At 43.3% G+C, this 20,654-nt stretch carries 19 protein-coding genes; 4 read left to right on the top strand and 15 right to left on the bottom strand.

Features of this window, described 5'->3' with window-relative positions:
• Positions 1-5: 5 nt before the first annotated feature.
• The 4 genes from QSV55_RS03910 to QSV55_RS03895 are packed head-to-tail and all read right to left on the bottom strand — an operon-like array spanning position 6 to position 4,712.
• Positions 6-1,427, bottom strand: coding sequence for a S1C family serine protease (locus QSV55_RS03910; protein ID WP_289650778.1), 1,422 nt, complete (start codon positions 1,425-1,427; stop codon positions 6-8).
• A 16-nt stretch (positions 1,428-1,443) separates the two neighbouring features.
• Positions 1,444-3,006, bottom strand: a complete 1,563-nt coding sequence (locus QSV55_RS03905) for a peptide chain release factor 3 (protein WP_289650777.1) — start codon at positions 3,004-3,006, stop codon at positions 1,444-1,446.
• Between the two features lie 10 nt (positions 3,007-3,016).
• Entirely contained in the window at positions 3,017-3,256 is a 240-nt protein-coding gene (locus tag QSV55_RS03900) for a YueH family protein (protein ID WP_289650776.1), read from the bottom strand.
• On the bottom strand, positions 3,237-4,712 hold the full coding sequence (locus tag QSV55_RS03895; RefSeq protein WP_289650775.1) for a UDP-N-acetylmuramoyl-L-alanyl-D-glutamate--L-lysine ligase: 1,476 nt from the start codon (positions 4,710-4,712) through the stop codon (positions 3,237-3,239). Before QSV55_RS03895 ends, QSV55_RS03900 begins: the two co-directional genes overlap by 20 nt.
• A 201-nt stretch (positions 4,713-4,913) precedes the next feature.
• Here QSV55_RS03895 and QSV55_RS03890 point away from each other — a divergent pair, with 201 nt between their 5' ends.
• Positions 4,914-6,083: a diglucosyl diacylglycerol synthase gene (locus QSV55_RS03890; RefSeq protein WP_289650774.1), complete on the top strand. Its 1,170-nt coding sequence runs from the start codon at positions 4,914-4,916 to the stop codon at positions 6,081-6,083.
• A complete protein-coding gene (gene ltaA, locus QSV55_RS03885; protein WP_289650773.1) occupies positions 6,061-7,260 on the top strand; it encodes a lipoteichoic acid biosynthesis MFS flippase LtaA in 1,200 nt (399 codons plus the stop codon). The genes QSV55_RS03890 and ltaA overlap by 23 nt, the downstream gene beginning before the upstream one ends.
• Here ltaA and QSV55_RS03880 read toward each other — a convergent pair.
• Positions 7,255-8,367: an AI-2E family transporter gene (locus QSV55_RS03880; RefSeq protein ID WP_289650772.1), complete on the bottom strand. Its 1,113-nt coding sequence runs from the start codon at positions 8,365-8,367 to the stop codon at positions 7,255-7,257. The genes ltaA and QSV55_RS03880 overlap by 6 nt on opposite strands.
• 103 nt (positions 8,368-8,470) lie before the next feature.
• On the opposite strand from QSV55_RS03880, the gene QSV55_RS03875 reads away from it, so the two are divergent.
• Both QSV55_RS03875 and QSV55_RS03870 read left to right on the top strand, forming a co-directional pair.
• Positions 8,471-9,172 (top strand): alpha/beta hydrolase, encoded by a 702-nt coding sequence (locus QSV55_RS03875; protein ID WP_289650771.1) that lies wholly within the window; start codon positions 8,471-8,473, stop codon positions 9,170-9,172.
• A gap of 40 nt (positions 9,173-9,212) precedes the next feature.
• Positions 9,213-9,710, top strand: coding sequence for a 2'-5' RNA ligase family protein (locus tag QSV55_RS03870; protein WP_289650770.1), 498 nt, complete (start codon positions 9,213-9,215; stop codon positions 9,708-9,710).
• A gap of 42 nt (positions 9,711-9,752) precedes the next feature.
• Here QSV55_RS03870 and fabI read toward each other — a convergent pair whose 3' ends face one another.
• The 10 genes from fabI to QSV55_RS03820 form a co-directional block, all read right to left on the bottom strand.
• Complete coding sequence (fabI, locus tag QSV55_RS03865) at positions 9,753-10,523, bottom strand: enoyl-ACP reductase FabI (protein ID WP_133451072.1); 771 nt, start codon at positions 10,521-10,523, stop codon at positions 9,753-9,755.
• A gap of 121 nt (positions 10,524-10,644) precedes the next feature.
• On the bottom strand, positions 10,645-12,471 hold the full coding sequence (locus QSV55_RS03860; protein ID WP_289650769.1) for a monovalent cation:proton antiporter family protein: 1,827 nt from the start codon (positions 12,469-12,471) through the stop codon (positions 10,645-10,647).
• A gap of 35 nt (positions 12,472-12,506) precedes the next feature.
• Positions 12,507-13,352 carry an RluA family pseudouridine synthase gene (locus QSV55_RS03855; RefSeq protein ID WP_289650768.1) on the bottom strand — a complete coding sequence of 282 codons (846 nt, stop codon included), beginning with the start codon at positions 13,350-13,352 and terminating at the stop codon, positions 12,507-12,509.
• A gap of 293 nt (positions 13,353-13,645) precedes the next feature.
• Positions 13,646-14,503 (bottom strand): DUF3037 domain-containing protein, encoded by an 858-nt coding sequence (locus tag QSV55_RS03850; RefSeq protein ID WP_289650767.1) that lies wholly within the window; start codon positions 14,501-14,503, stop codon positions 13,646-13,648.
• Positions 14,467-15,447 (bottom strand): HipA family kinase, encoded by a 981-nt coding sequence (locus QSV55_RS03845; RefSeq protein ID WP_289650766.1) that lies wholly within the window; start codon positions 15,445-15,447, stop codon positions 14,467-14,469. The genes QSV55_RS03850 and QSV55_RS03845 overlap by 37 nt, the downstream gene beginning before the upstream one ends.
• Positions 15,448-15,738: 291 nt before the next feature.
• A complete protein-coding gene (locus QSV55_RS03840) occupies positions 15,739-16,176 on the bottom strand; it encodes an ArpU family phage packaging/lysis transcriptional regulator (protein WP_289650765.1) in 438 nt (145 codons plus the stop codon).
• Between the two features lie 373 nt (positions 16,177-16,549).
• A complete protein-coding gene (locus QSV55_RS03835) occupies positions 16,550-16,990 on the bottom strand; it encodes a hypothetical protein (protein ID WP_289650764.1) in 441 nt (146 codons plus the stop codon).
• A 221-nt stretch (positions 16,991-17,211) separates the two neighbouring features.
• Positions 17,212-18,351 carry a hypothetical protein gene (locus QSV55_RS03830; protein ID WP_289650763.1) on the bottom strand — a complete coding sequence of 380 codons (1,140 nt, stop codon included), beginning with the start codon at positions 18,349-18,351 and terminating at the stop codon, positions 17,212-17,214.
• A 270-nt stretch (positions 18,352-18,621) separates the two neighbouring features.
• Positions 18,622-18,918 (bottom strand): hypothetical protein, encoded by a 297-nt coding sequence (locus QSV55_RS03825; RefSeq protein ID WP_289650762.1) that lies wholly within the window; start codon positions 18,916-18,918, stop codon positions 18,622-18,624.
• 819 nt (positions 18,919-19,737) lie between these two features.
• Entirely contained in the window at positions 19,738-20,652 is a 915-nt protein-coding gene (locus QSV55_RS03820) for an ATP-binding protein (RefSeq protein WP_289650761.1), read from the bottom strand.
• Between the last annotated feature and the right edge of the window lie 2 nt (positions 20,653-20,654).

Here is a 20,654-nt window from a genome sequence, read left to right as displayed (position 1 = left end):
CACCCTTACTTTAATATCGCTGTCAGCTGTTCAGTTTTACCCTGTCTCAGCACGGTCATCGTCAATGTATCACCTTTCTGATGATCATAATACAGAATCTTTCTGAACTGAACCAGACTCTTCAGCTGCTTGCCGTCCATTTTAGTGATAATGTCCTGTGCCTGAAGACCTGCTGCTTGTGCGGCAGAACCACCTTCTACACCCATGACAATCACACCTTCAGTTCTATCAGCTGGGATACCCAGCTGCTGTCTGACCGCATCCAGCTGCAGATTATTGATATCCTGGACCTGGACGCCCAGTTCAGGTCTGACAATCTTATGTTTCGTTTCTAATATGGCGGTTATTTTCTTCACATCATTACTCGGAATCGCAAAACTGATCCCCTCAACATTATCAAGCGAGATTTTCATCGCATTGATACCCACGAGTTCTCCACGATCGTTGACGAGCGCGCCGCCCGAATTACCGGGATTGACTGCGGCATCTGTCTGAATGACATTAGATTCCCAGTCATAGAGTCCGTCGCCGTCCATATCAACCGGCACCGCCCGGTTTAATCCTGAGATGATGCCTTGTGAGACACTCCCGGCGAAAGTCTGACTTAGCGGACTGCCGATTGCGATGGCTGTCTGGCCGACGATGATTTTATCGCTGTCTGCGAACTTCATCTGGCCGCTCAGCTGGCCTTTAGGAATCTTGATAACCGCGAGATCGGTCCATTCATCGCTGCCGATGACGCTGGCTTTGACTTTTCTGTTGTTGCTCAGCGTCACCTGAACGGTCTCGGCATCCTTGATGACATGATAGTTCGTGACGATAAAGGCCGCTTTGTCAGTGACCTTGTAGATGACTCCGCTGCCGATACCCACTTCTTCAGGCACTTCACTTTCATTCAACAGATTATTCGCTTTCTGCAGATTGACGACACTGACGACATGGTCTTTCGTTATCTTGATCGCTTTTTCCGTCTTCGTCAGCGTCTCCTGCACCGTCTTCGGTTTCTCAGGCGCCGGCTGATCAGCGAATAGATGCCAGAGCATCATGAGTGCCATACCGAAGAGGACAGCAGGAATCAAGTAGAGCCAGCGGAAATGAGAGTTGCGCGCGGCCGGCTGTGGCGTGACAGGTGCGGCCGCTTCTTCTATCTGGCTGGCCGCTTCCTCATCAGGCGCTGAGTCATCAGATGCTTCTGCCTCAGCATGCTCTGACGCTGTTGTGATCGTGACTTTATCGATTATTTCAGCTTGTCCGGCAGTTCCGTCAGACATCATTTCATCTGACGGAACTTCATCAGGCGTAACTTCATCAGGCGTAACTTCATCCGGTACAACTTCTTGATGAGTCGTTGCTTCCCTCTCTTCATGGTGACTGAACCGGCGTTTCGGCCGCAAGTATTCCTTTTTCAGTATTTTAATTTTCCCCATCTTGCTCCCCCTTCAATTACAGCAGACTGTAGAGCTTAATTTCAGGGAACTTATCCTGGAACCAGCGCGTCGCAAATTCATTCTCAAACAGAAAGACTTTATTGCCGAAGCGGTCATCCACGAGAATCGAACGGCTTGAGTTCATCGCATCCGTGATGGCTTCCTCGTTCTCTATCCAGCGCGCAATCTTCCGGCCAACCGGTTCCATTATCACGTCGACATTGTATTCGTTCTTCATACGGTGTTCAAATACTTCAAACTGCAGCTGACCGACCGCACCCAGGATGATCTGGTTCGTATAGAGTGTCTTATAGAGCTGAATCGCGCCTTCCTGAACGAGCTGCTCTATCCCTTTATGGAAATGTTTCTGCTTCATGACGTTCTTCGCGCTGACCTTCATAAAGATCTCAGGGGTGAACTGCGGCAGCTTCTCAAAATGGAACTTCTGATTGGCACCGACCAATGTATCACCGATCTGATAGTTACCGGAATCATACAGACCGATGATGTCACCGCTGACTGCATGGTTGACGGTCTGTGTGTCGTCCGCCATAAAAGTGGTGGAGCGGGAGATCTTCATTTTCTTGCCTGTACGCGTCAGCGTCACATCCATTCCGCGTTCAAATGCCCCGGAGACGATACGCATAAAGGCGATTCTGTCACGGTGAGCGGGATTCATATTGGCCTGGATCTTAAAGATAAAGCCAGAGAACGCTTCTTCAAACGGGCTGACCACATCACCTTCCGCTGTGGTGCGGCCTGACGGCATCGGTGCAAAATCAACGTAGGCATTCAGGAAGTTCTGAACACCGAAGTTAGCAAGCGCTGAACCGAAGAAGACAGGGGTCAAGTCTCCTGCACGTAATTTCTCTTCATCGAATGCTTCGCCGGCACCGTCCACAAGCATCAGTTCTTCCACTGCTGTCTCAAATGCGACGTCATTTTTAATCGGATGGTCCTCAATCAGTTCAAAGTCCTCATTCAGATGCAGAATATTCTCCTCATCGCGGAACGGTTCAATCGTCTTATGCTCACGGTCGATGATACCGAAGAAGGACTGACCCATACCGATCGGCCAGTTCATCGGATAAGTCTCGATATCAAGCGTCTTTTCAATTTCTTCCAGCAGTTCATACGGCTCTTTACCTACACGGTCCAATTTGTTGATAAAGGTGAAGATCGGGATGCCGCGCATTTTACAGACTTTAAAGAGCTTCAGCGTCTGCGGCTCTATCCCTTTGGCAGCATCGATGACCATAACGGCGCTGTCGACAGCCATCAGCGTGCGATATGTATCCTCGGAGAAATCTTCGTGCCCCGGTGTATCCAGGATATTGATCTTATAATGGTCATAATCAAACTGCATGACAGAACTGGTTACCGAGATACCCCGTTCTTTTTCGACGTCCATCCAGTCACTGGTCGCAAATTTACCTGTCTTCTTCCCTTTAACTGTTCCCGCCTCGCGGATGGCGCCCCCGAAGAGCAGGAGTTTTTCGGTCAATGTCGTCTTACCGGCATCGGGGTGAGAGATGATGGCAAAGGTCTTTCTGATTTCTACTTCCTGTTTTAATGTCATAATGTTCTCCTTAAACTTCGCTCGTCCACTGCGCGATACGCAGCGCGAGTTCTTGTGCTTCTTTGTCGTCTAGAATATTGAATAGATGCAAGTAAAGATGTTCAATCAGTGATTCACCGTATAAGTCATAATCATATTGAATCGAGAAGAAGATATCCGGGATACTGACGATGAAGTTTTCTTCTTTCTTATTCTCATGGATATAGACTTTGCAGCTCAGGTTCTCACTGTTACTTTGTCTGATTTTCATGATGTCCTCCAAATTTTTGATAGGCCGCTTCCAGTGCGATCAGATCATCACGATGCGGGACTTTGACGTAACCCGGCATAATCTGATAAGGTTCACGTCCTTTTGAGGCCAGGACGACCATATCGCCCGCTTCAGCCATATCGATGGCGTGCAGAATGCCTTCTTTACGGTCCGTGAACGACCTGAAGTTCTGATGGGTCGCCCCTTCTTCTAGAGCATCCGTCAGCTTCTTAGGGTCATCATTCGCCGGGTTATCCGGTGTGAAGATCACATAATCCGCACGGCAGGCGATAGCGCCCATGTCAGCGGTCTTCGTCAGATCGCGTTCTCCCGCCATGCCGACCAGGAAGATGAGCCTGCCTTTAACGAACGGCTGCACGGCATCTATCAATTTGTTCATGCCATCCGGTGTATGTGCATAGTCAATGATCAGATCAATCGGCAGACTGCGGTCCAGCACTTCCAGCCGCCCTTCAACGGGAGGCAGCGCCGGTACCGCTTGGACGATTCTCTCGACGTCATGTCCAGCAGCAAAGAGCGCTGCTATAGCGGCCATGATATTAGAGACATTGAATCTGCCGAGATAGGGACTTTCGACTTTAAATTCCCCTTCTGGTGACTCAAGGGTAAATGTGGTACCGTAAAGCGTCTCTTCGACAGCAGTGGCCCTGAAATCCGCCTGCTGGTCGATGCCATACGTGATGATTTCGCGGCTCGTCACCGTACGCAGCGTCTCGGAGAAGGCATCGTCACTGTTCAGTACGGCATAAGAAGGATGATTGCCGAGCTGGCTGAAAAGCAGCGATTTCGCATAGCCGTAGTCCTTCATCGTGCCGTGAAAGTCCAGGTGGTCCTGTGTCAAGTTCGTAAATATGGCAACGTCAAAGTCCACGCCGTTCAGCCGGCCGAGCACGAGCCCGTGACTCGACACTTCAAAACTCATGGCTTCTGCCTGGTGTTCCAGTGCCTGCACAATGCTTTTCGTCAGTGTGACGGTTTCCGGGGTGGAATTGGCACCTTTCGTCACCGTTTCATCGATCTGCAGCCCATTGGTGCCGAGATAGGCGCTATGGATGTCAAGAGCACGGTGCAGATGATGGATCATCGTTGCGACACTGGTCTTTCCATTGGTACCGGTCACACCGAATGTCTTCAGTTTTGCAGCCGGATAGTCAAAAATGGCCTGCGCAAATATACTTGCCACCCGTAACGTATCCGGCACAATGATCTGGGCGACAGGGGCATCGACTTCATGCGCTGTCACCACCAGCTGACAGCCCTGTTCGATGACATTCGGGATAAAGCGGTGGCTGTCGACTGTATAGCCTTTTGAGGCCACAAAAATACTCGTCGGGCCGGCCGTACGTGAATCTGTCGTAATATCAGTGACTTCTTCAGGCAGTTCACCTTTTATTTTTTTTACTTTTATCAGGTTAAGCAGTGCTTCAGTTTTCACAGGCATACCTCCTTTAATTCAATTCTTTATTATACACTTTTTTAAAGAATGAGTCTGAAAAATATAGCATTCCCTTTAGGGGCTGATTATTAATTTTCGTCCAGTATTTGTAATTTTTCTGTAATGTACTCGAATTTTTTGCTCAAAGTCTCTATAATGAGATAAACTAGCTAAGAACAATTATACTCCTGGAGCGTGTTAATGTTGATAAAGAATAAAAAAATCCTTATTATCACTGGTTCTTTCGGTAATGGACATCTGTCGGTTACGAACAGCATCGTTAATCAGTTCAATCAGATGAACCTCAGTAACCTGACGCTTATTCAGCATGACCTCTTTCTTGAAGCGCATCCTGTTGTGACGTCCGCCCTGAAGAAATGGTATATCAACAGCTACAAATATTTCCGCTCAACATACAAAATGTTCTACTACTCAAATCCAGACGACATCAACTCATGTTTCTATAAATACTACGGCCTGAACCGGCTGATCAATATTCTGTCGAATGAAACACCCGATCTGATCCTGCTGACCTTTCCGACTCCGGTCGTCTCACTGCTGACACAGCAGTTAAAACTGAAGATTCCGATCGCCACTATTATCACTGACTATAATATGCATAAGAACTGGATCACACCCGGCTCAAAGAAATATTATGTCGCGGCTGAACATACGAAAGAACAGCTGCTGTCCATCGGCATCGACGCGGACGATGTTCAGGTGACAGGTATTCCGATCCATCCTGAATTTGAGGTCAGACGTGACCGCGCCGCCTGGTTAAAGTCGCACGGCCTGGATCCGGACAGAAAGACATTGCTCATGGTGGCCGGTGCATTCGGGGTTGTTGAAGGATTCAGCGCTATGCTCAGCGAACTGAACAAGCGGGCAGACCTCCAGTTTGTCGTGGTCTGTGGCAGCAGTAAGAAACTGCGGCGTGAACTCAGTCAATTTGATGCTGAACCTAATATGAAGATCCTCGGCTTCACGAACGACATGGCTGAATGGATGAACGCCTGTGATCTGATGCTGACGAAACCGGGCGGCATCACCATCTCGGAAAGCCTGAGTCAAGCGATTCCCCTGGTCTTCTTTAATCCTGCTCCCGGTCAGGAAGGTGAAAATGCCGTCTATTTCAGCCGGATGGGCTATGCACGTATCACGCACACTGTGGATGAAACATTGCACGTGCTGACGACTCTGCTGACCGATTCCCGGGAACTGGCACAGATGCAGCGTGCGATGCGCGCGGGTTATCACGCGCGGTCATCTGAAACCATCTGTCAGGATCTCATTGATATGCTGAATACATCCCTTCTTACCCAGCAGCTGCAGTCTAAAGCCTCCCTGTATGCGAGAATCTTTGCGCGGTAACATGCGTGGGTCAGATTTCTCGAAGATGCTGGTCATTCTATTTCTGATGGAATTCGCCAGAGGGATGTTCATCTTGAGTTATCTGCCTATTCTGCCGACTACAGCTCTAGGCATTTCAGTCGGTGTGACATCGATCTGTATCTCACTTCATTTCATCAGTGATGCACTGATGAATTTTTCTACAGGGTTTCTTTTGCGACGCTTCGGCACGAAGAAAGTATTGAATCTGTGCTTCATGCTCGCTGTCGCTTCTCTCAGCCTGATTGTGGTCAGCCACCAGGTCATCGTCTATTTCCTGGCAGCGATTCTGCTAGGTGTAGCGGTCTGTCCGATATGGGTTGTGATGCTGAGCTCTGTGAATGAGTGCGCACGCGCCAAGCAGATGGGCTACGTCTATTTCGCCTGGCTCGTCGGTATGCTGGCCGGCATGGTCAGCATGAATCTTATCTTCAAGGTTCATCCGACACGTTATACGTTTCTGATGGCGCTTGTGGCGTTCATTTCATGGATACTCTATTTCTTTGTGGAGACGGAAGTCTCTTATATCGAGAAGAAAACCTTGAAGGCTCAGCTTAAGTTGATCAAGCAGGTCATGACACGGCATCTCGTCCTCTTTCCGGGTATCGTCTTTCAAGGGATAGCGATCGGCATGCTGGTGCCTATACTGCCTTCTTATGCCGTCAGACATCTGCATGTGACGACACTTGAATATACCTATCTGCTTATCGCGGGCGGTGCCGGCTGTACGATTGCCATGCTCTTCATCTCTAAAATCATGGACCATATGCCGAGAGTCGTCAGCCATATCATTATCATCGCAGGCTTTCTGGTCTTCGGCATCAGTATTTTCGTGCTGAGTCAGCTGCACCTCTTCATACTGGCGCTCATGATCGGGCTGGTCATCGGCCTTTTCTACGGGATGCTTTTACCCGGCTGGAACACGTTCGTCGCCGAGCATGTCCATGAGGAGCAGAAAGAAGAGTCCTGGGGTGTCTTCAACAGTCTGCAGGGCATCGGAACGATGATCGGACCGGTCATCGGCGGTTTCGTCGCTGAAATAGCCAGAAACGTCAATACAACGCTCTACGTATCTGCCTGTATCTTCGCCTTGCTCGCTTTATTTTACAGCGCCTTCTTCCTTAACCAGCATAGAACGCAAAAAAAAGAATCCTTATAATGGATTCTTTTTTTCTTGCTTATCTTCGACGACCTTGCTGGCCTGTATCGTAATGTTCTGACGCTGTCTGTATATATTCGTGACGATGGTCTTCAGTACAGCATAAGTCGGCACCGCTATCAGGATAGCGACAAAGCCGCCCAGATTACCCGCCGCCAGGATGACAGTGATAATGGTCAGCGGATGAATGTTCAGCGACTTGCCCATGATGTTAGGCGTGATGACATTCCCTTCCAGCTGCTGTGCGACTGTCATGATGATAATGACGTAGACCACCATGACAGGTTTTTGAATCAGCGCGATGATGAGCGCCGGAATAATCGCTAAGTACGGTCCGAGGAAAGGAATTAAGTTGGTGACCATCCCCCACAGGGCAAGCACGAGTGCGTAATCAAGACCGATGATGAGATAGCCGATCAACAGCAACGTACCCAGGATGATACTGACTGTCACCTGACCCTGGATATAACTACGCAGCGTCTTGTCGATATCCTTCAGCAGATTGACGACAAACTCTTTACGTTTCCCGGTAAAAGGCATCGCGACAAACGGAATAAAGCGGTCATGATCCTTCAGCATGTAAATAAGGAAGAACGGCACAAGAATCAACAGGAATAATGTCGAGACAACCGTCGTGACATACTGCACACTGTTCGTCAGCAGTGCGCCTGTCATATTATTCAGCTTCTGGATGGCATCATTGATACGCTGTTTCATATCAGCCGGCAGTTTGTCACGCTGGTCAAGTGCATAGCTGATATAAGACTGGAACTCTTTCTGAATCGTCGGGAAATTATTGATAAATGACGACACTTGTCTAGTGAGTATCGGTGCGATCATCAAGACAAAGATAGCCACTAAAATCAGCATCAGCAGGATGATGATAAGCAGACTCTTGCCTCGTGACATATTGCGTCTCTGCTCAAGGTAATTCTGAAACGGTACTGTAATATAATACAGGAATCCTCCTAGAATGAGCGGGAGTGCAATGGACTGGACAATCACGATCAACGGATAGAAGATATGATTGATTTCAAGGAAATATTTAACAATTAAAAACGCAAGCAGCAGCCCGACAGCTACTCTGAACCAGACTTTATTGAACATAGAGTCCTCCTTATGATTGATATTTTCATTATACTCTATTACCCCTAATTTATTGCCTTAAATTCATTTATGCTAAAATTAAGAAAAAGAAATGAGTGATGATATGTTTAAACGAGGACTCGTGACCCCATTTGAAATAGAGAGTACAGCGCTGGCGCGCACGGTCAAGCTCGGCATCTATTTGCCGGACAGCTATTCGGCACTCAAAGAGCATGCCGTCATCATCGCCTTTGACGGTCAGGATTTCAGCCAGCTGGGGCAGCTGCACAGACAATACGAACAACTAAAGGACCGGCTGACTGCCAGCATCATCATCTTCGTTCACTATCCAGATATTGAGACCCGTTCACAGGAGTATCATCCGGATAGCCCGCATAAGACGAAAATGATCGCGTTTGTGACGTCAGAACTGGAGGATTTTGTGGCGACCCATTTCAGAGTATCGGATAAACGGCTATTAATGGGTGACAGCCTCGCTGCCAGTATCGCCTTATCCATAACGTTAAAAGACGAGCGTTTTAATGAAGCTGCATTATTCAGTCCGATGATCACAGCAGCCATTACTCAGGAACTCGCCGCCTTGAAACACCCTGTCAAGTACGTCCAGCTGGTCGGCAAAGAGGAAAAGGCATTCAAGCTTATGTCCGGTGCGACCGCTGACTTCCTGACGCCTAACCGCGCCTTTCACGCTGCACTCACTGCCCGGGGCATTGAACATGAATACCGTGAACTGGCCGGCGGACATACATGGCGGACATGGAAACCAGAAATCGCTTCCATTCTTTTATATTTTTTAGGAGAGTAATTTGTTATACTTGTAGTATTAACATTAAGGAGGCTATCATATGAAACTAGGTATCGCCATCTTCCCCTCTCTCGAATTACAGGAGAAAGTCAATTCGTACCGTAAGCGCTATGATTCACATTACTCGGTCATCGCACCGCATATGACACTGAAGAGTCATTTTGAGGCTGCTGATATCGATGAAGTTGCCCAGCAAGTCGCGGCTGTCGCGGAACATACGTCAACGTTTGATATTCAGATCAATAAAGTATCCAACTTTGCACCCGTGAAATATGTCATCTATTTCAAAGTAGAAATGAATGAGACACTCACGCATCTACATCGTCAGTTTGCTGAACTATTCGGCGAGGACCCGCATCCCTATGTGCCTCACCTGACGATTGCACAGGACCTGACAAGCCAGGAATTTGAAGATGTCTACGGCCAGCTGCAGATGACCAGCGTCAACTACAGTGAGACCATCGATAAGATCAGCCTGTGCTACCAGCTGGAGAACGGTCACTGGAATGTCTATGAAACGTTCAAGTTAAACTCATAAAAATAACCTTGGATCTTCTGATAGAAGGTCCAAGGTCTTTTTTTAGCGGACGATATGATAGCCGGCATCCACGTGAATATTCTCGCCCGTCACACCGCTCGACAGGTCACTCAGTAAGTAAGCTGCTGTACGGCCGACATCGATAATGTCGACGTTACGTTTCAATGGTGCACGTTCTTCGACTTGATGGAGAATAGTGCTGAGTCCGCCGACACCTTTTGCGCTGACGGTACGAATCGGACCTGCTGAGATGGCATTGACACGGATGCCTTGTGCCCCGAGGTCAAGCGCAAGATATCTGACATTGGATTCAAGGGAGGCTTTCGCCACACCCATGACGTTGTAGTTTTCGATGGCGATCTCGCCGCCGAGATAAGTCGTCGTCACAATGCTGCCGTTCTCCGCCATAATCTTGCTGGCTTCACGTGCTGCAATCGTCAGTGAATAGGAGCTGATGCTGTGTGCTTTCAGGAAGCCTTCCCGAGAGGTCTCTGAAAAGCGACCACGTAAGTCCTCCGGATCCGCAAAGGCAATCGAATGATATACACCGTTGATCTGACCTGTCTGACCGATCTCCTCGAATGCGCGGATAATCGATGCATCGTCTTCCGCGTCACACTGAACGACCAGTGCGTCACTATTATTCTTTAATTCAGGAAGCAATTTAAGGATGGCCTCTTTCGAACGCTCCTTACGGTAAGTGAAGATGACTTCTGCGCCTGCTGCGTCCAGCACTTGTGCCACGCCGTAGCCGATACTGCGCTTATTGGCCACACCCATAATGACAAAGCGCTGATTTTCTAAATTTAACATACTATCCCTCTCATTCATAAATTAGTACCTACTACTAATTTAGCGATAATGCGACCATATTGCAAGAAATAGTGAAAGTGCCGCGAATTTTTTATCTCTTCGCGGCACTTTCTTGTTTCTATTAAAAGAGTTCCAGTTCTCGTTTCAGCTGGTCGACATACTGTCTGCTGCCCGTCACGATCAGACGGTCTTTGAAGTGCAGCTCCGTATCTCCATGCGGCACGATGGAATTGTTGTTGCGGAGAATACGGACAAAGATGATATTGCCGCCAAACGGGAATTCCCGCAGCGTCATCTCATGATAACGTGTATTCAGCATTTCAATCTCATAAAGTGAAGATTCTACATTCGATAACAGGCTGAGCATATTAGGTGATTCAATCATACTCTTCAGCAATGTCTTCGTGCTGTCAAACTCATTGAATATCTCAACGCCTGCCGCCTGCAGTTCCGCATCGTCGCCGGCGTTCGGCTGACGACAGATGACGCGTTCGACACCATGCGCTTTCGCCATTAAAGCGACCTTCACATTGATCGGCGTGTCATTCGCGGAGCAGACCACGATATCATTGTCAAACAGGCCAGCCGCTTCCAGTACTTCAGGTGTATAAGCTTCTATTTCAATGACCCTTAAGTCTGTGATTTCCTGCTTATAGTTGTTATTTTCCAGATAGTACAAGGTAGGATTATAGAGAGCGGTCTTAAAGGTCTGTGCAACCGGCACCGATAACTGGTTCTTCCCGATAAAGGCAATATTGATGATTCTTTCCTCGCTGATTTCAACCGGGAACAGCTTCTTGAAGAAGATCGGCACAATGACACAGGTGATGATGGCACTCAATATCAGGGTGCCGGATAAGGTGTTGGATATCGTACCGAGCTGCTCTGCCAGTTTCGCGCTGACGATGACGAGTGATAAAGTCGATGTCAGCAGGAAGGAGGACGCCAGCACCGTCTTTTTGTCGTACCACTTGATAAGCAGGCTCAACGGAATGACTTTCGTCAGGAAAAAGATGACAAAAAGAATAGGAATCATGAGCAAGATGGACGGGTCTTTCAGCAGCTCACGAATGTTCAGGTCGACCCCGACCATGATAAAGAAAATCGGGATGAAGAAGCCATAGCCAAATGAATCCAGCTTATGCACCATATCCTTGTCAGGACCGAGCAAGCTGACGACGACACCCGCCAGAAAGGCGCCCAGAATATTCTCTGCACCGACCCCCTCTGCCAATGTCACCAGTAAAATGATCATGGCGAAGATAGCACGAATCCCAATCTGCGTGGTCCCTTCCAGCAGCTTATGGATCAGTTCAGATTTCTTGAAGTAGCCTCCCATGAAATAGAAGATGGCGGTGAAGACCACTAATATCCCTATCAGCCAGATAGGCGAATCCCCTTTGGCATGCAGCGTCCCGTAGACAGTGAGCAGCAGCATGGTAGCGAGGTCTGCGATCACTGCCACCAGCAGAATAATCTGACCGATGGAAGTTCTCAGCAGATTCATCTCTTTCAGTGTCGGCACGACGACGCCGAGCGATATAGTGGAGATGATGATGACCATCAGCAGCACATCATCGACCAGGCCGATCCATTTCAGGATATAGGCGGCAAGAATCGACAACAGAAAGATGCCGGCAAATATAGTTGATGTCAGAACGAGTCGGTTCGGTTCCCTGGATTTACTCTCCTTGTTCGTTTTAAATGCTGAAAAATCAATTTCAAGCCCGCTGAGGAACATCAGGAAGATGACACCGAGCGTGGACAGGATATTCAGCACTTCATTCGGTTCAACGAGATTCAGGACCGATTTACCGATCAGAATCCCCATCAGAATCTCCGCTACGACAACCGGCAGGAAGTTCAGATGCAGACGGTTGACCAGCAAAGGTGTAATAAGCGCCGTCATCACGATAATAACGAGCGATAACATATGATGATGTTCCATACATACCTCCTATTTATAAAAATCACTTCATTATATCATATTGGTATGACAAATCTTAAGTCATGCGGGACAGGAGCCTGAATAGTGATCAGCCGCGCTGTGACCGGATGGCTGAAGGTGACTTGAAAGGCATGCAGCGCCTGACGTCCGGTTGACTGGTCTGTGCCATACAAAGTATCACCTAACAGCGGATGACCGATCGCCTTGAAATGGACACGAATCTGATGGGTCCTCCCCGTGTGCAGTCTGACGAGGGCGACAGAATGTTCACTGCGAAGGAGCGTCAGATAACTCGTCAAGGCCGGTTTGCCGTCTGGTGCTGTGATCCGCTCGATGATCGACTCAGATTTCCGTCTGATAGGCAGGTCAATCCTGCCTCTTGCAGGCAGCTGGCCGGTTACTGCACAGAGATACACCTTATCAATGATGCCGGTCATCCAGTGATGGATCAGCTGATGCTTCGCAAAAATGACGACCCCGCTGGTCTGCCGGTCGAGTCTCGTCACAATATGAGGGATGCCGGCTGTTTGCTGCTCGCGAAAATGAGCGAGCACGCGTTCCACCAGACTGTCGTGCGGATGGAGCTGTGACGGCATGGTCGAGACACCTGCCGGCTTATTGACAATGCACAGCGCATCGTCCTCGTAGAGAATTTCAAGCGGCCCCTCACTCGGCACAAGACTGGCACTCGGTGTTTCATCCGGCAGGACAACAGTGACGACATCACCAGGCACCACATTCGCCCGCACCGTCTGCCGGATGCCATTGACTAAAAGAGCACCATTACGTTTAATGGCGCTCAGACTTTTTTTAGATATGGCCTGTTCTGCTAAGAAGGTGCGCAGAAGCATATGGTCAGTCACTTGCAGTTCAATCTTCATCTTATTCACTCGCAATCATGGGTAAAATATCAGCTGTAATCTGACAGTTAAAAAAGGTTGTCATATCAAGGTTTATAGATAATCCTGATAATTTATTATTTCTGAGTGTTGCCCTTTTTAAAATATTTCTGCCCTTTTTTTGCCCTTTTAAAAGTTGAATTATAATCAGCTACTAATTTATCTAAAATTATAATAACAACCATGTTAACACCTAGAAAGCAGAAACAGATTATCAATGAGTTAACGAATTTTAAAATGAGATTACTAATTAATAGTCTCATCTCTATGGATATTTATATAGCTTTTTTCAAAAGTTCATTTATATTATCTTTTGCATGTAATTCTATATCTTTAAGTAATCCTTCTACTTCTGCAGCATCATTTAAATTTATATCTTCTACATTTTGCCGTACTTTTTTTAGGTAATTTAATATGCTTCCTATTTCTTCATCTTGATGATTGTAAATTAGCTTAATTGAAGTATCCTCATCAACTGAATCAAAAAGCATTTTTATTTCACCAATAAAGTCTAATTTACTCTTATTATCTTTGATTTTTGGTATGACTTGCATGTAATTCCATACACCATTTTTATAAACAAAATCAATTTTCATTGTAATATTATTTAAATCGACAACAGGTTTAATTTTAAAATCTTTTTTTATTTTATTATTAAGTAATTTGTGTTCTTCAAATAATTTTGTAACTAAAACTTTTGTATTAATATCATTTTTCCTATCATTTTCATGACCTATATATTTTAAGAATAGATTATTAAAAGTTCTATTCATATCTGCTGATATAATACCTCTAGGTTTAGAAAAAGAAATTTGATTGTCCGTAAAGGCTTTAGATATCCGCTCTATAAACGCTGTATCTGAAGGAGAAGAAATTTCAAATGAGCCTACACTCCCAATTAAGTCATTAGTCTCTTTTAAATAATAAGCTATTTTATCTTTCGCAAATTTGTATCTCCTCTGTGAATTTCTTCCGAAAGTTTTGATTTTCATATGTTCGTCAGAAATAAAGTTAGCAATCACCATTCCGTCTTGAGTATGGATTATTAGGCCAACATTTATAACCTCTCCGTTATATATATCTGGCGTATATCTGACTACTGTGTAGCATCCTTTAATACGTTTTGTTTCCATACCAAGGCCCCTCCTCTATAGTTGGTAAAATACCCATGATCAGCGAAATACTGCAATATAATTTTTATATTTTCTTTATGTATCATGAGGAAATCTACAAAGTAATTAATCTGAGTATTCTTATCTTGAAACCACTCATCTGGAATATCATTAAAAAAGTCTCTAATGAGTTGTCTGTCCAAATTTTCTACTTTTTCGACTATTTCCATAAAATCATGATTATCAACATCTGTTAAATCCACGTGTTGTTCCATCGCTTTAAATACTTCCCCGAGATTAGCTTTCTGACCTAAAGTAGCCTGAGAAGGATTTAAATATATCTTTATAAAATCGACAATAAAATCGTCACTATTATAACCTCTTAAATAATTCATTTTAGTCATGTTCCAGTTAGCTCCAAAGAAAGCGTGCCCGTGATCAATTACATATAAAGTTCGTTCTGTACCTGTGTCTGATATTAAGAAGTTTCCAGAATTTCCAAATCTATCAAAGTTAGCAATTAGCATATCAAAAACAATGATTTTGGCTATATCTTTCTTATTGGTGATCCCTTTAAAAAAATCATTCCAAGTTCTTCTAAGATATGGTTTCCCCATTTTTAGTAAATCCATGTGATCATCTAAAATATTATTCTCTATATCCTCTACTTTTTGAGAAGCGAAATATTGTCCTTCTCGGAACTGATGAACAAAGATTATATCTCTATCCATGTCTACCAATTCTTTTTCAATTTCTGCAATAGCACACTCTGGTATTGGAATCTCCAAATATTTTGCCATATTATGAGCCACCACTTCATTTACAAACATAGAATCAAATATCATTTCTGATTCTCTTTGTTTTTTCAATATATATTGTTGATTGTCATCTCCTAAAATTAAAGAAGGTACTGTAATGCCTGTGCCTAAAGGTGCAATGAATGATTCGACAAAAATCTTTTTCATTTATTTTCCTCCTTCCATCTCTATAAATATAAGTTACAACAAGTAAATTCACAATGATTTATATATTTTTATTCAATCACATTTTACTACCACTTCTTTTTCACAATCTAAACTTAACCAACTTTTTAATATAATTGAGATAACTTACATTTAATATCAAACATCAAAAAAGAGTAAAAGGCATTTTTGTCTTTTACTCTTTGAAATTTAAAGATTATTTCTAAAAATAATCGAAAAACGCACATTTTTATATAAATTAAAGTATATTTTCGATAATTTGGTGATAAAATCTTATGTTTTATATACTTCAATTCCTAAATAAAAAGCTAACATTGTCATAGCTTGGTTTTTAATCTCGTGATATTTTGTTTTTCCTACACCTAGATCAGTATATATATTATAGTCAATTTCATTTTCTTCACTTAGGTACTTCTTAACCACAATATATCTTTCATCGGGTGGTAAATGATTAACTGCTTCATTAATCATTTCGGTTAACTTATCTCTTTCTTCTAATAACTTTTCTTTTTGAATATTTCTATGAGCAGCACTTTCCAAAGAATTGAGAGTTTTACTTGAATCAGCTGGAAGATAGTCAAAATTACTTGTGATAGAGGGCATACATCTTACAGCTGTAAGATGTAGCATCCTCTTATATTTTTTTAATAATTTAATTACTTCTTTTCTCGTAGCAGAGATATCTATTTCAACAGTACTTTCATTCACCATTTAAACACCTCAATTTTTAGCAATAAAATAAAAGTCCTCCTGACTAGCAGAAGGACCCAGGAGAAAATCTAAGTAACCTTATTTAGAACTAAAGCAGATCCAGCAATTACTTAAAGTTTTATCACTACCTTTCACAAGGTCGTGATCCCGTTATCTAAAATTAATTATATTATAGAGATGAGTTTGGCCACAAATCCCCCTTCAAACATTATTTTTTTCATTTTTTACCCCCCTTTTATAAAATTTTCAGCTTTTTTCTACAGGATGGGCCCGTCGCCGACCCCGGAGAGGTAAAGTTTTCCCGTTACCCCAGGGGGGGATAATTAATAAATTTAAATCAGCAATTTATTTTTTATGCTGATTATTTTTTAAGTTAGTTAACTCCACTTAATGCTGTCAGTATAGTAACTAAACCGCTAGTAATATCCACTCCATCTTTTAGAAGGTACGTTAAATGACTTGATACGTCTATTCTTTCCTCTTCACTATTAATGCTATTCTTATAAAGTACACTATATAATTCAGCATTAATATTTTTATTCTCAATTAGATGGTCAAGTGTTTCATTTAAAATATCTTTGTTTGATTTAGTAATACTATTGATTGCTATTAAAAGTTTTTGAGTATCAGCCATTTGTTTAACTATTAAGTCAGTATTTTCAACAATTTGCCTTAATAAAGCATTATTCTCTAAACTAATTGCTCTAGCTTCTTGTTTTTCTTTATTTATTTTTTCAATATTTCTTAGCTGTATTTCATTCACTTTCTTTGTCAGAGAGTTAAAGTAATCAGGATCGTACAAATTTCTAATCATCTCTAAACCTCCTAGCTTAGTCTATTACTGCTATTCTACTACAGTTAATAAGACTCCACTACTTCATTATAAGTCCTAGTGTAGCAATCATAGAGAGTCTAACAGTCACAATAATAAAGTCCTAGATCATCAATGACCCAGGACAACACAAGCAGTATAACCGCTTCATATATTCAGTTATCTCTCACCTTACTTTAGTAGATTACCTAGACCCTTACAGTCTATACTACCTCAGCAATTCTAAACAGTTGAGGTACAAACCTGATATCGAATGAGTAAGCCAAGACAAACAATCCTACTCCTCTCTTATGCTCAGGATAGAACTCGAATTGTTCTGTATAGTAGTTGGCGTGTAGTCCTTTGAAGTGTCCCACTACCGGAGCTTTCATATATGGATTAATCAGGATGTTTGCTACCCCGAAGTATGCCCTTAAATCAATAGAGCCTAATCCTATCTTAGCTAGCTCAGTTACTAATTCTACATAGTCTTTATTATTCATAGCTATGGTGGCATATGGTCTTAGTGATATATGAAGATCATTTACTGCTGTCATGATACTCTCTAACAGCGTAGCCCCTGTCACTTTCTTTATCGGATTATCTGTTCTATACAGATTCATATGAGTTCTATCTGACTCTCCAGGTGTTGATGGTTGATACTCTCCCGTAAGGTATCTCATCTCTCGATCAAGTACCTGGTTACTTAAGATGTTCTTGATGGTCTCATCCAGGTACCCTACATCATTACAGTATACAATCGTATCTGATACCTCGGCTATATTCCTGTCACTGATGTGGCTGAAGTCTAACTCGCCAGCTGTTAAGTTAGCATAGGATAGGCCCTCATACTCTGCAACTTCTTCTGTCGTATAGTCAAGAATAGGAGCACTTCTAAGACCTTGTAGGGCTGTAACTGTCATAGCTGGTCTCAGTGTCTGAGGTGCATCCTTTATTGTTAGAAGCGGTCTATCAAACGATGGGAATAGATATTCATTATTTTTTGCTGTAAGAAGCTTTTCGTTACCTCCCAGTCTTCTGATATCATCTACCATAGACTTGGCCAGTCTTCCCACTCCGTTTGTATCAGCAAACAGAATACGCTGATTACTTCTTTCTATTTCTCTCTCTTGTTCTTTTAACTGATAATCTTCATAATATTTATTCATTACAATATCTCCTTCAATAGATGTTTTTTGTTGTTCTAAATGAACTGTTTCTTGTGATACTTGTCTGACTTTCCTGACCCTTGCATTAATCTGAGTATCATTCAATATACGATTGATCCACTCTTTATTTTCTTTAATAAATCTAGTCGATTCTCTAGCTTCCGCTTCCATGTGATCTGTTTTATTATCAGTCATAACTACTCCCTTTATTCCAATATGACTTTTAAAGCTTACTGCACTGGATCTACTTCTTTTTCACTTTAATGTTACCTCCACTAGTCTTAACTTTATTCAGTAATTGCTTTGCTATCTTATGAGTTGTTTTATCTGATTTATGATAAATCGGCCTACGTTCCTTCAATGTTTTACACCCCCTGGACTCTAAAGAGGATAGCTTTTCAAGCAACATACTGGATATGTTATGATTGTTTTATCACTTCCAATCATGAGCACTTCTACAATCAATTACATGGCTTTAAGATCATCCCCTTCTTCTAGCTCACTGTATATTTTTTGTTGAAGTGCTTTTCTTCTTTGTATTCTTAATGGAGACATTGTTTCTATTCTCCGCTTCTTGCGTTGCTGGAGTGCATTCAGAAGTTCAATATCCGGCCCACTTTGATTTTTCATTTTTTCTTTTTTCCTTTGATATCGCTCCCGCTGTTGTTTACGCAATCTTTCTTTATTAGCCTCTCTATACTTCCTGTTGTATTCTGTCCGGTTAAATTTCTGCTTGGGCTTCTTTAAATCTGTCACAGACACTTTAAACCACCTCCCAGTGGACTTAATCTATTTACAAGCCTCTCAGAGCCATTTTAAGAGGCGTTTTAGTTCTGATGATGTTTGTTACCAGCTTTATCATCTTGTAGCCGTGTGTTTAAGCTCTGATAGCCTGATGATAATGATAGAAGCATCTGACTTACATAATCTATGAGTCAGCTATTTACCGCTTCATTAATTCTGTTTTTCAACGAACACAAATTTGCATTGGTTAATTTTGGCCAGCCATGATGACGGTTCGCTCTTCTTAAGAGTCGGAACATTGTTCCGATCCCTTATACAAGTTAGAAATTGAATTGATTCACTGGTCATTTATGAAAAGAAAATATCATCAATGCTGTAATGGCGTCTTCCTGTCATTCTTAACAGGTCCATGACGGCCATAATCTCTACATCAGTAAATAAACAAGACTCCCTCTTCTTTACGCTTGTATGTCTTCTCAGATAGCTTTAAATGTGCAGATATGGTCTTAGGGTTTAAATTGAGTAGTTCCCTAAGCTTAAGTAACTTATGAAGCGGTAGCCGTCTCTTCTTGCTCTTCATGTCTTTGTCCTCCTGGCATTTATTTTGATAGCAGTCATAACGAAAATTTGCGTTATGACCTCATGATTCACGATGTCATCATTTTATGAAGTCCTAATATAGGACACCGTTCATATACCTGGTGCAAGAATTGCTTGCGTCAGCTTATAAGCAATCAATGCTGTTAATGATGAAAGGGAGTAACAGAAATTGACTCCCTTTATTTGTTGTTACTTTGTGTTCATCCATCTGGTCTCATAATTACTTAGACCAGGTAATTAAAACGGTGGATCATCCAGGTCATAAGGTTGTCCAATATCTTTCTTCACTTCCTGGGCTTTTTGTGTCTTAACTGTCCCAGCTTCCCTAAACTTACCTTTTGTGCGATTATCTTCACCCTGGAGCATTAAGGCGGTGCCGTTCTCCATCATCCGGGAAAATATCCGTTTCCAGTCCTTATCACTGGTCAGCTCCTGATGTGTGAGGTTAGTCGTGAAAATGCTATGCTTACCCATCCTGGACTGAATAAATACAAGTAATCGGGCCATCATGGTGCTATGTCTCGCTGAGGCCCCCACATCGTCAAATATAACTAGGTCAGCAGTACGAATATATTGAGTTATTACTTCTTCATAATTCTGCTTAGAGAGATCACTATTACTGTTCCAGCTCATTGAAATGTTATTCAGTACCTGGTTAACATCGATATACATGATTTTATATTTAGCTTTGAGAGCATTCATAATACACGCTGACAGCATCGATTTACCCAGTCCGGTATCTCCGTATAGAAAAAGTGATTGTGGATTGTAGGGGTCGTAATTTGAAGCATAACGCTCACATATCCGCTTTACCTTGCTGTTTTCCTGGTTAGTAGGTACATAGTCATCAAAGCTCACATTTTGAAACTTGGGCGGTATAAATGGTAGCGACTTTCTGTAATAGCGTTCATGCTTGATAGCTTCATAGCGTTCCTGAGACTTCTTAGCTTCCTTGTTTGCTTTACAGTTGCATCCGAACTTCCACGAATAACCGTTCTCGTGCGTTATATCCTGGACTCTCTGAAAGCATCCAGGGCATGTATAAGGCTCACTCTCAGATATGACCGGTGACGTCTTGCCATCATATACAAGTCTTAATGGCGGTAACTCTTCTTTTAACGGCTTGAACTCTTCTTTTTCCTTTCCTAACATCC

It is taken from the genome of Macrococcus bovicus (assembly GCF_030376725.1).
GTDB lineage: Bacteria > Bacillota > Bacilli > Staphylococcales > Staphylococcaceae > Macrococcus > Macrococcus bovicus.
The sequence above is the reverse complement of the archived record's forward strand: the minus strand, read 5'-3'. Positions and strand labels throughout refer to the sequence as shown.

Coding starts and splice junctions, on each gene's coding strand:
- QSV55_RS03905 (WP_289650777.1), bottom strand. CDS start 3,006: ATGACATTAAAACAGGAAGTAGAAATCAGAAAGACCTTTGCCATCATC.
- QSV55_RS03835 (WP_289650764.1), bottom strand. CDS start 16,990: ATGATTAGAAATTTGTACGATCCTGATTACTTTAACTCTCTGACAAAG.
- QSV55_RS03900 (WP_289650776.1), bottom strand. CDS start 3,256: ATGAAAATCAGACAAAGTAACAGTGAGAACCTGAGCTGCAAAGTCTAT.
- QSV55_RS03845 (WP_289650766.1), bottom strand. CDS start 15,447: ATGAAAAAGATTTTTGTCGAATCATTCATTGCACCTTTAGGCACAGGC.
- QSV55_RS03830 (WP_289650763.1), bottom strand. CDS start 18,351: ATGACTGATAATAAAACAGATCACATGGAAGCGGAAGCTAGAGAATCG.
- QSV55_RS03860 (WP_289650769.1), bottom strand. CDS start 12,471: ATGGAACATCATCATATGTTATCGCTCGTTATTATCGTGATGACGGCG.
- QSV55_RS03850 (WP_289650767.1), bottom strand. CDS start 14,503: ATGGAAACAAAACGTATTAAAGGATGCTACACAGTAGTCAGATATACG.
- QSV55_RS03870 (WP_289650770.1), top strand. CDS start 9,213: ATGAAACTAGGTATCGCCATCTTCCCCTCTCTCGAATTACAGGAGAAA.
- QSV55_RS03875 (WP_289650771.1), top strand. CDS start 8,471: ATGTTTAAACGAGGACTCGTGACCCCATTTGAAATAGAGAGTACAGCG.
- QSV55_RS03890 (WP_289650774.1), top strand. CDS start 4,914: ATGTTGATAAAGAATAAAAAAATCCTTATTATCACTGGTTCTTTCGGT.
- QSV55_RS03910 (WP_289650778.1), bottom strand. CDS start 1,427: ATGGGGAAAATTAAAATACTGAAAAAGGAATACTTGCGGCCGAAACGC.
- QSV55_RS03855 (WP_289650768.1), bottom strand. CDS start 13,352: ATGAAGATTGAACTGCAAGTGACTGACCATATGCTTCTGCGCACCTTC.
- ltaA (WP_289650773.1), top strand. CDS start 6,061: ATGCGAGAATCTTTGCGCGGTAACATGCGTGGGTCAGATTTCTCGAAG.
- QSV55_RS03840 (WP_289650765.1), bottom strand. CDS start 16,176: ATGGTGAATGAAAGTACTGTTGAAATAGATATCTCTGCTACGAGAAAA.
- QSV55_RS03820 (WP_289650761.1), bottom strand. CDS start 20,652: ATGTTAGGAAAGGAAAAAGAAGAGTTCAAGCCGTTAAAAGAAGAGTTA.
- QSV55_RS03880 (WP_289650772.1), bottom strand. CDS start 8,367: ATGTTCAATAAAGTCTGGTTCAGAGTAGCTGTCGGGCTGCTGCTTGCG.
- fabI (WP_133451072.1), bottom strand. CDS start 10,523: ATGTTAAATTTAGAAAATCAGCGCTTTGTCATTATGGGTGTGGCCAAT.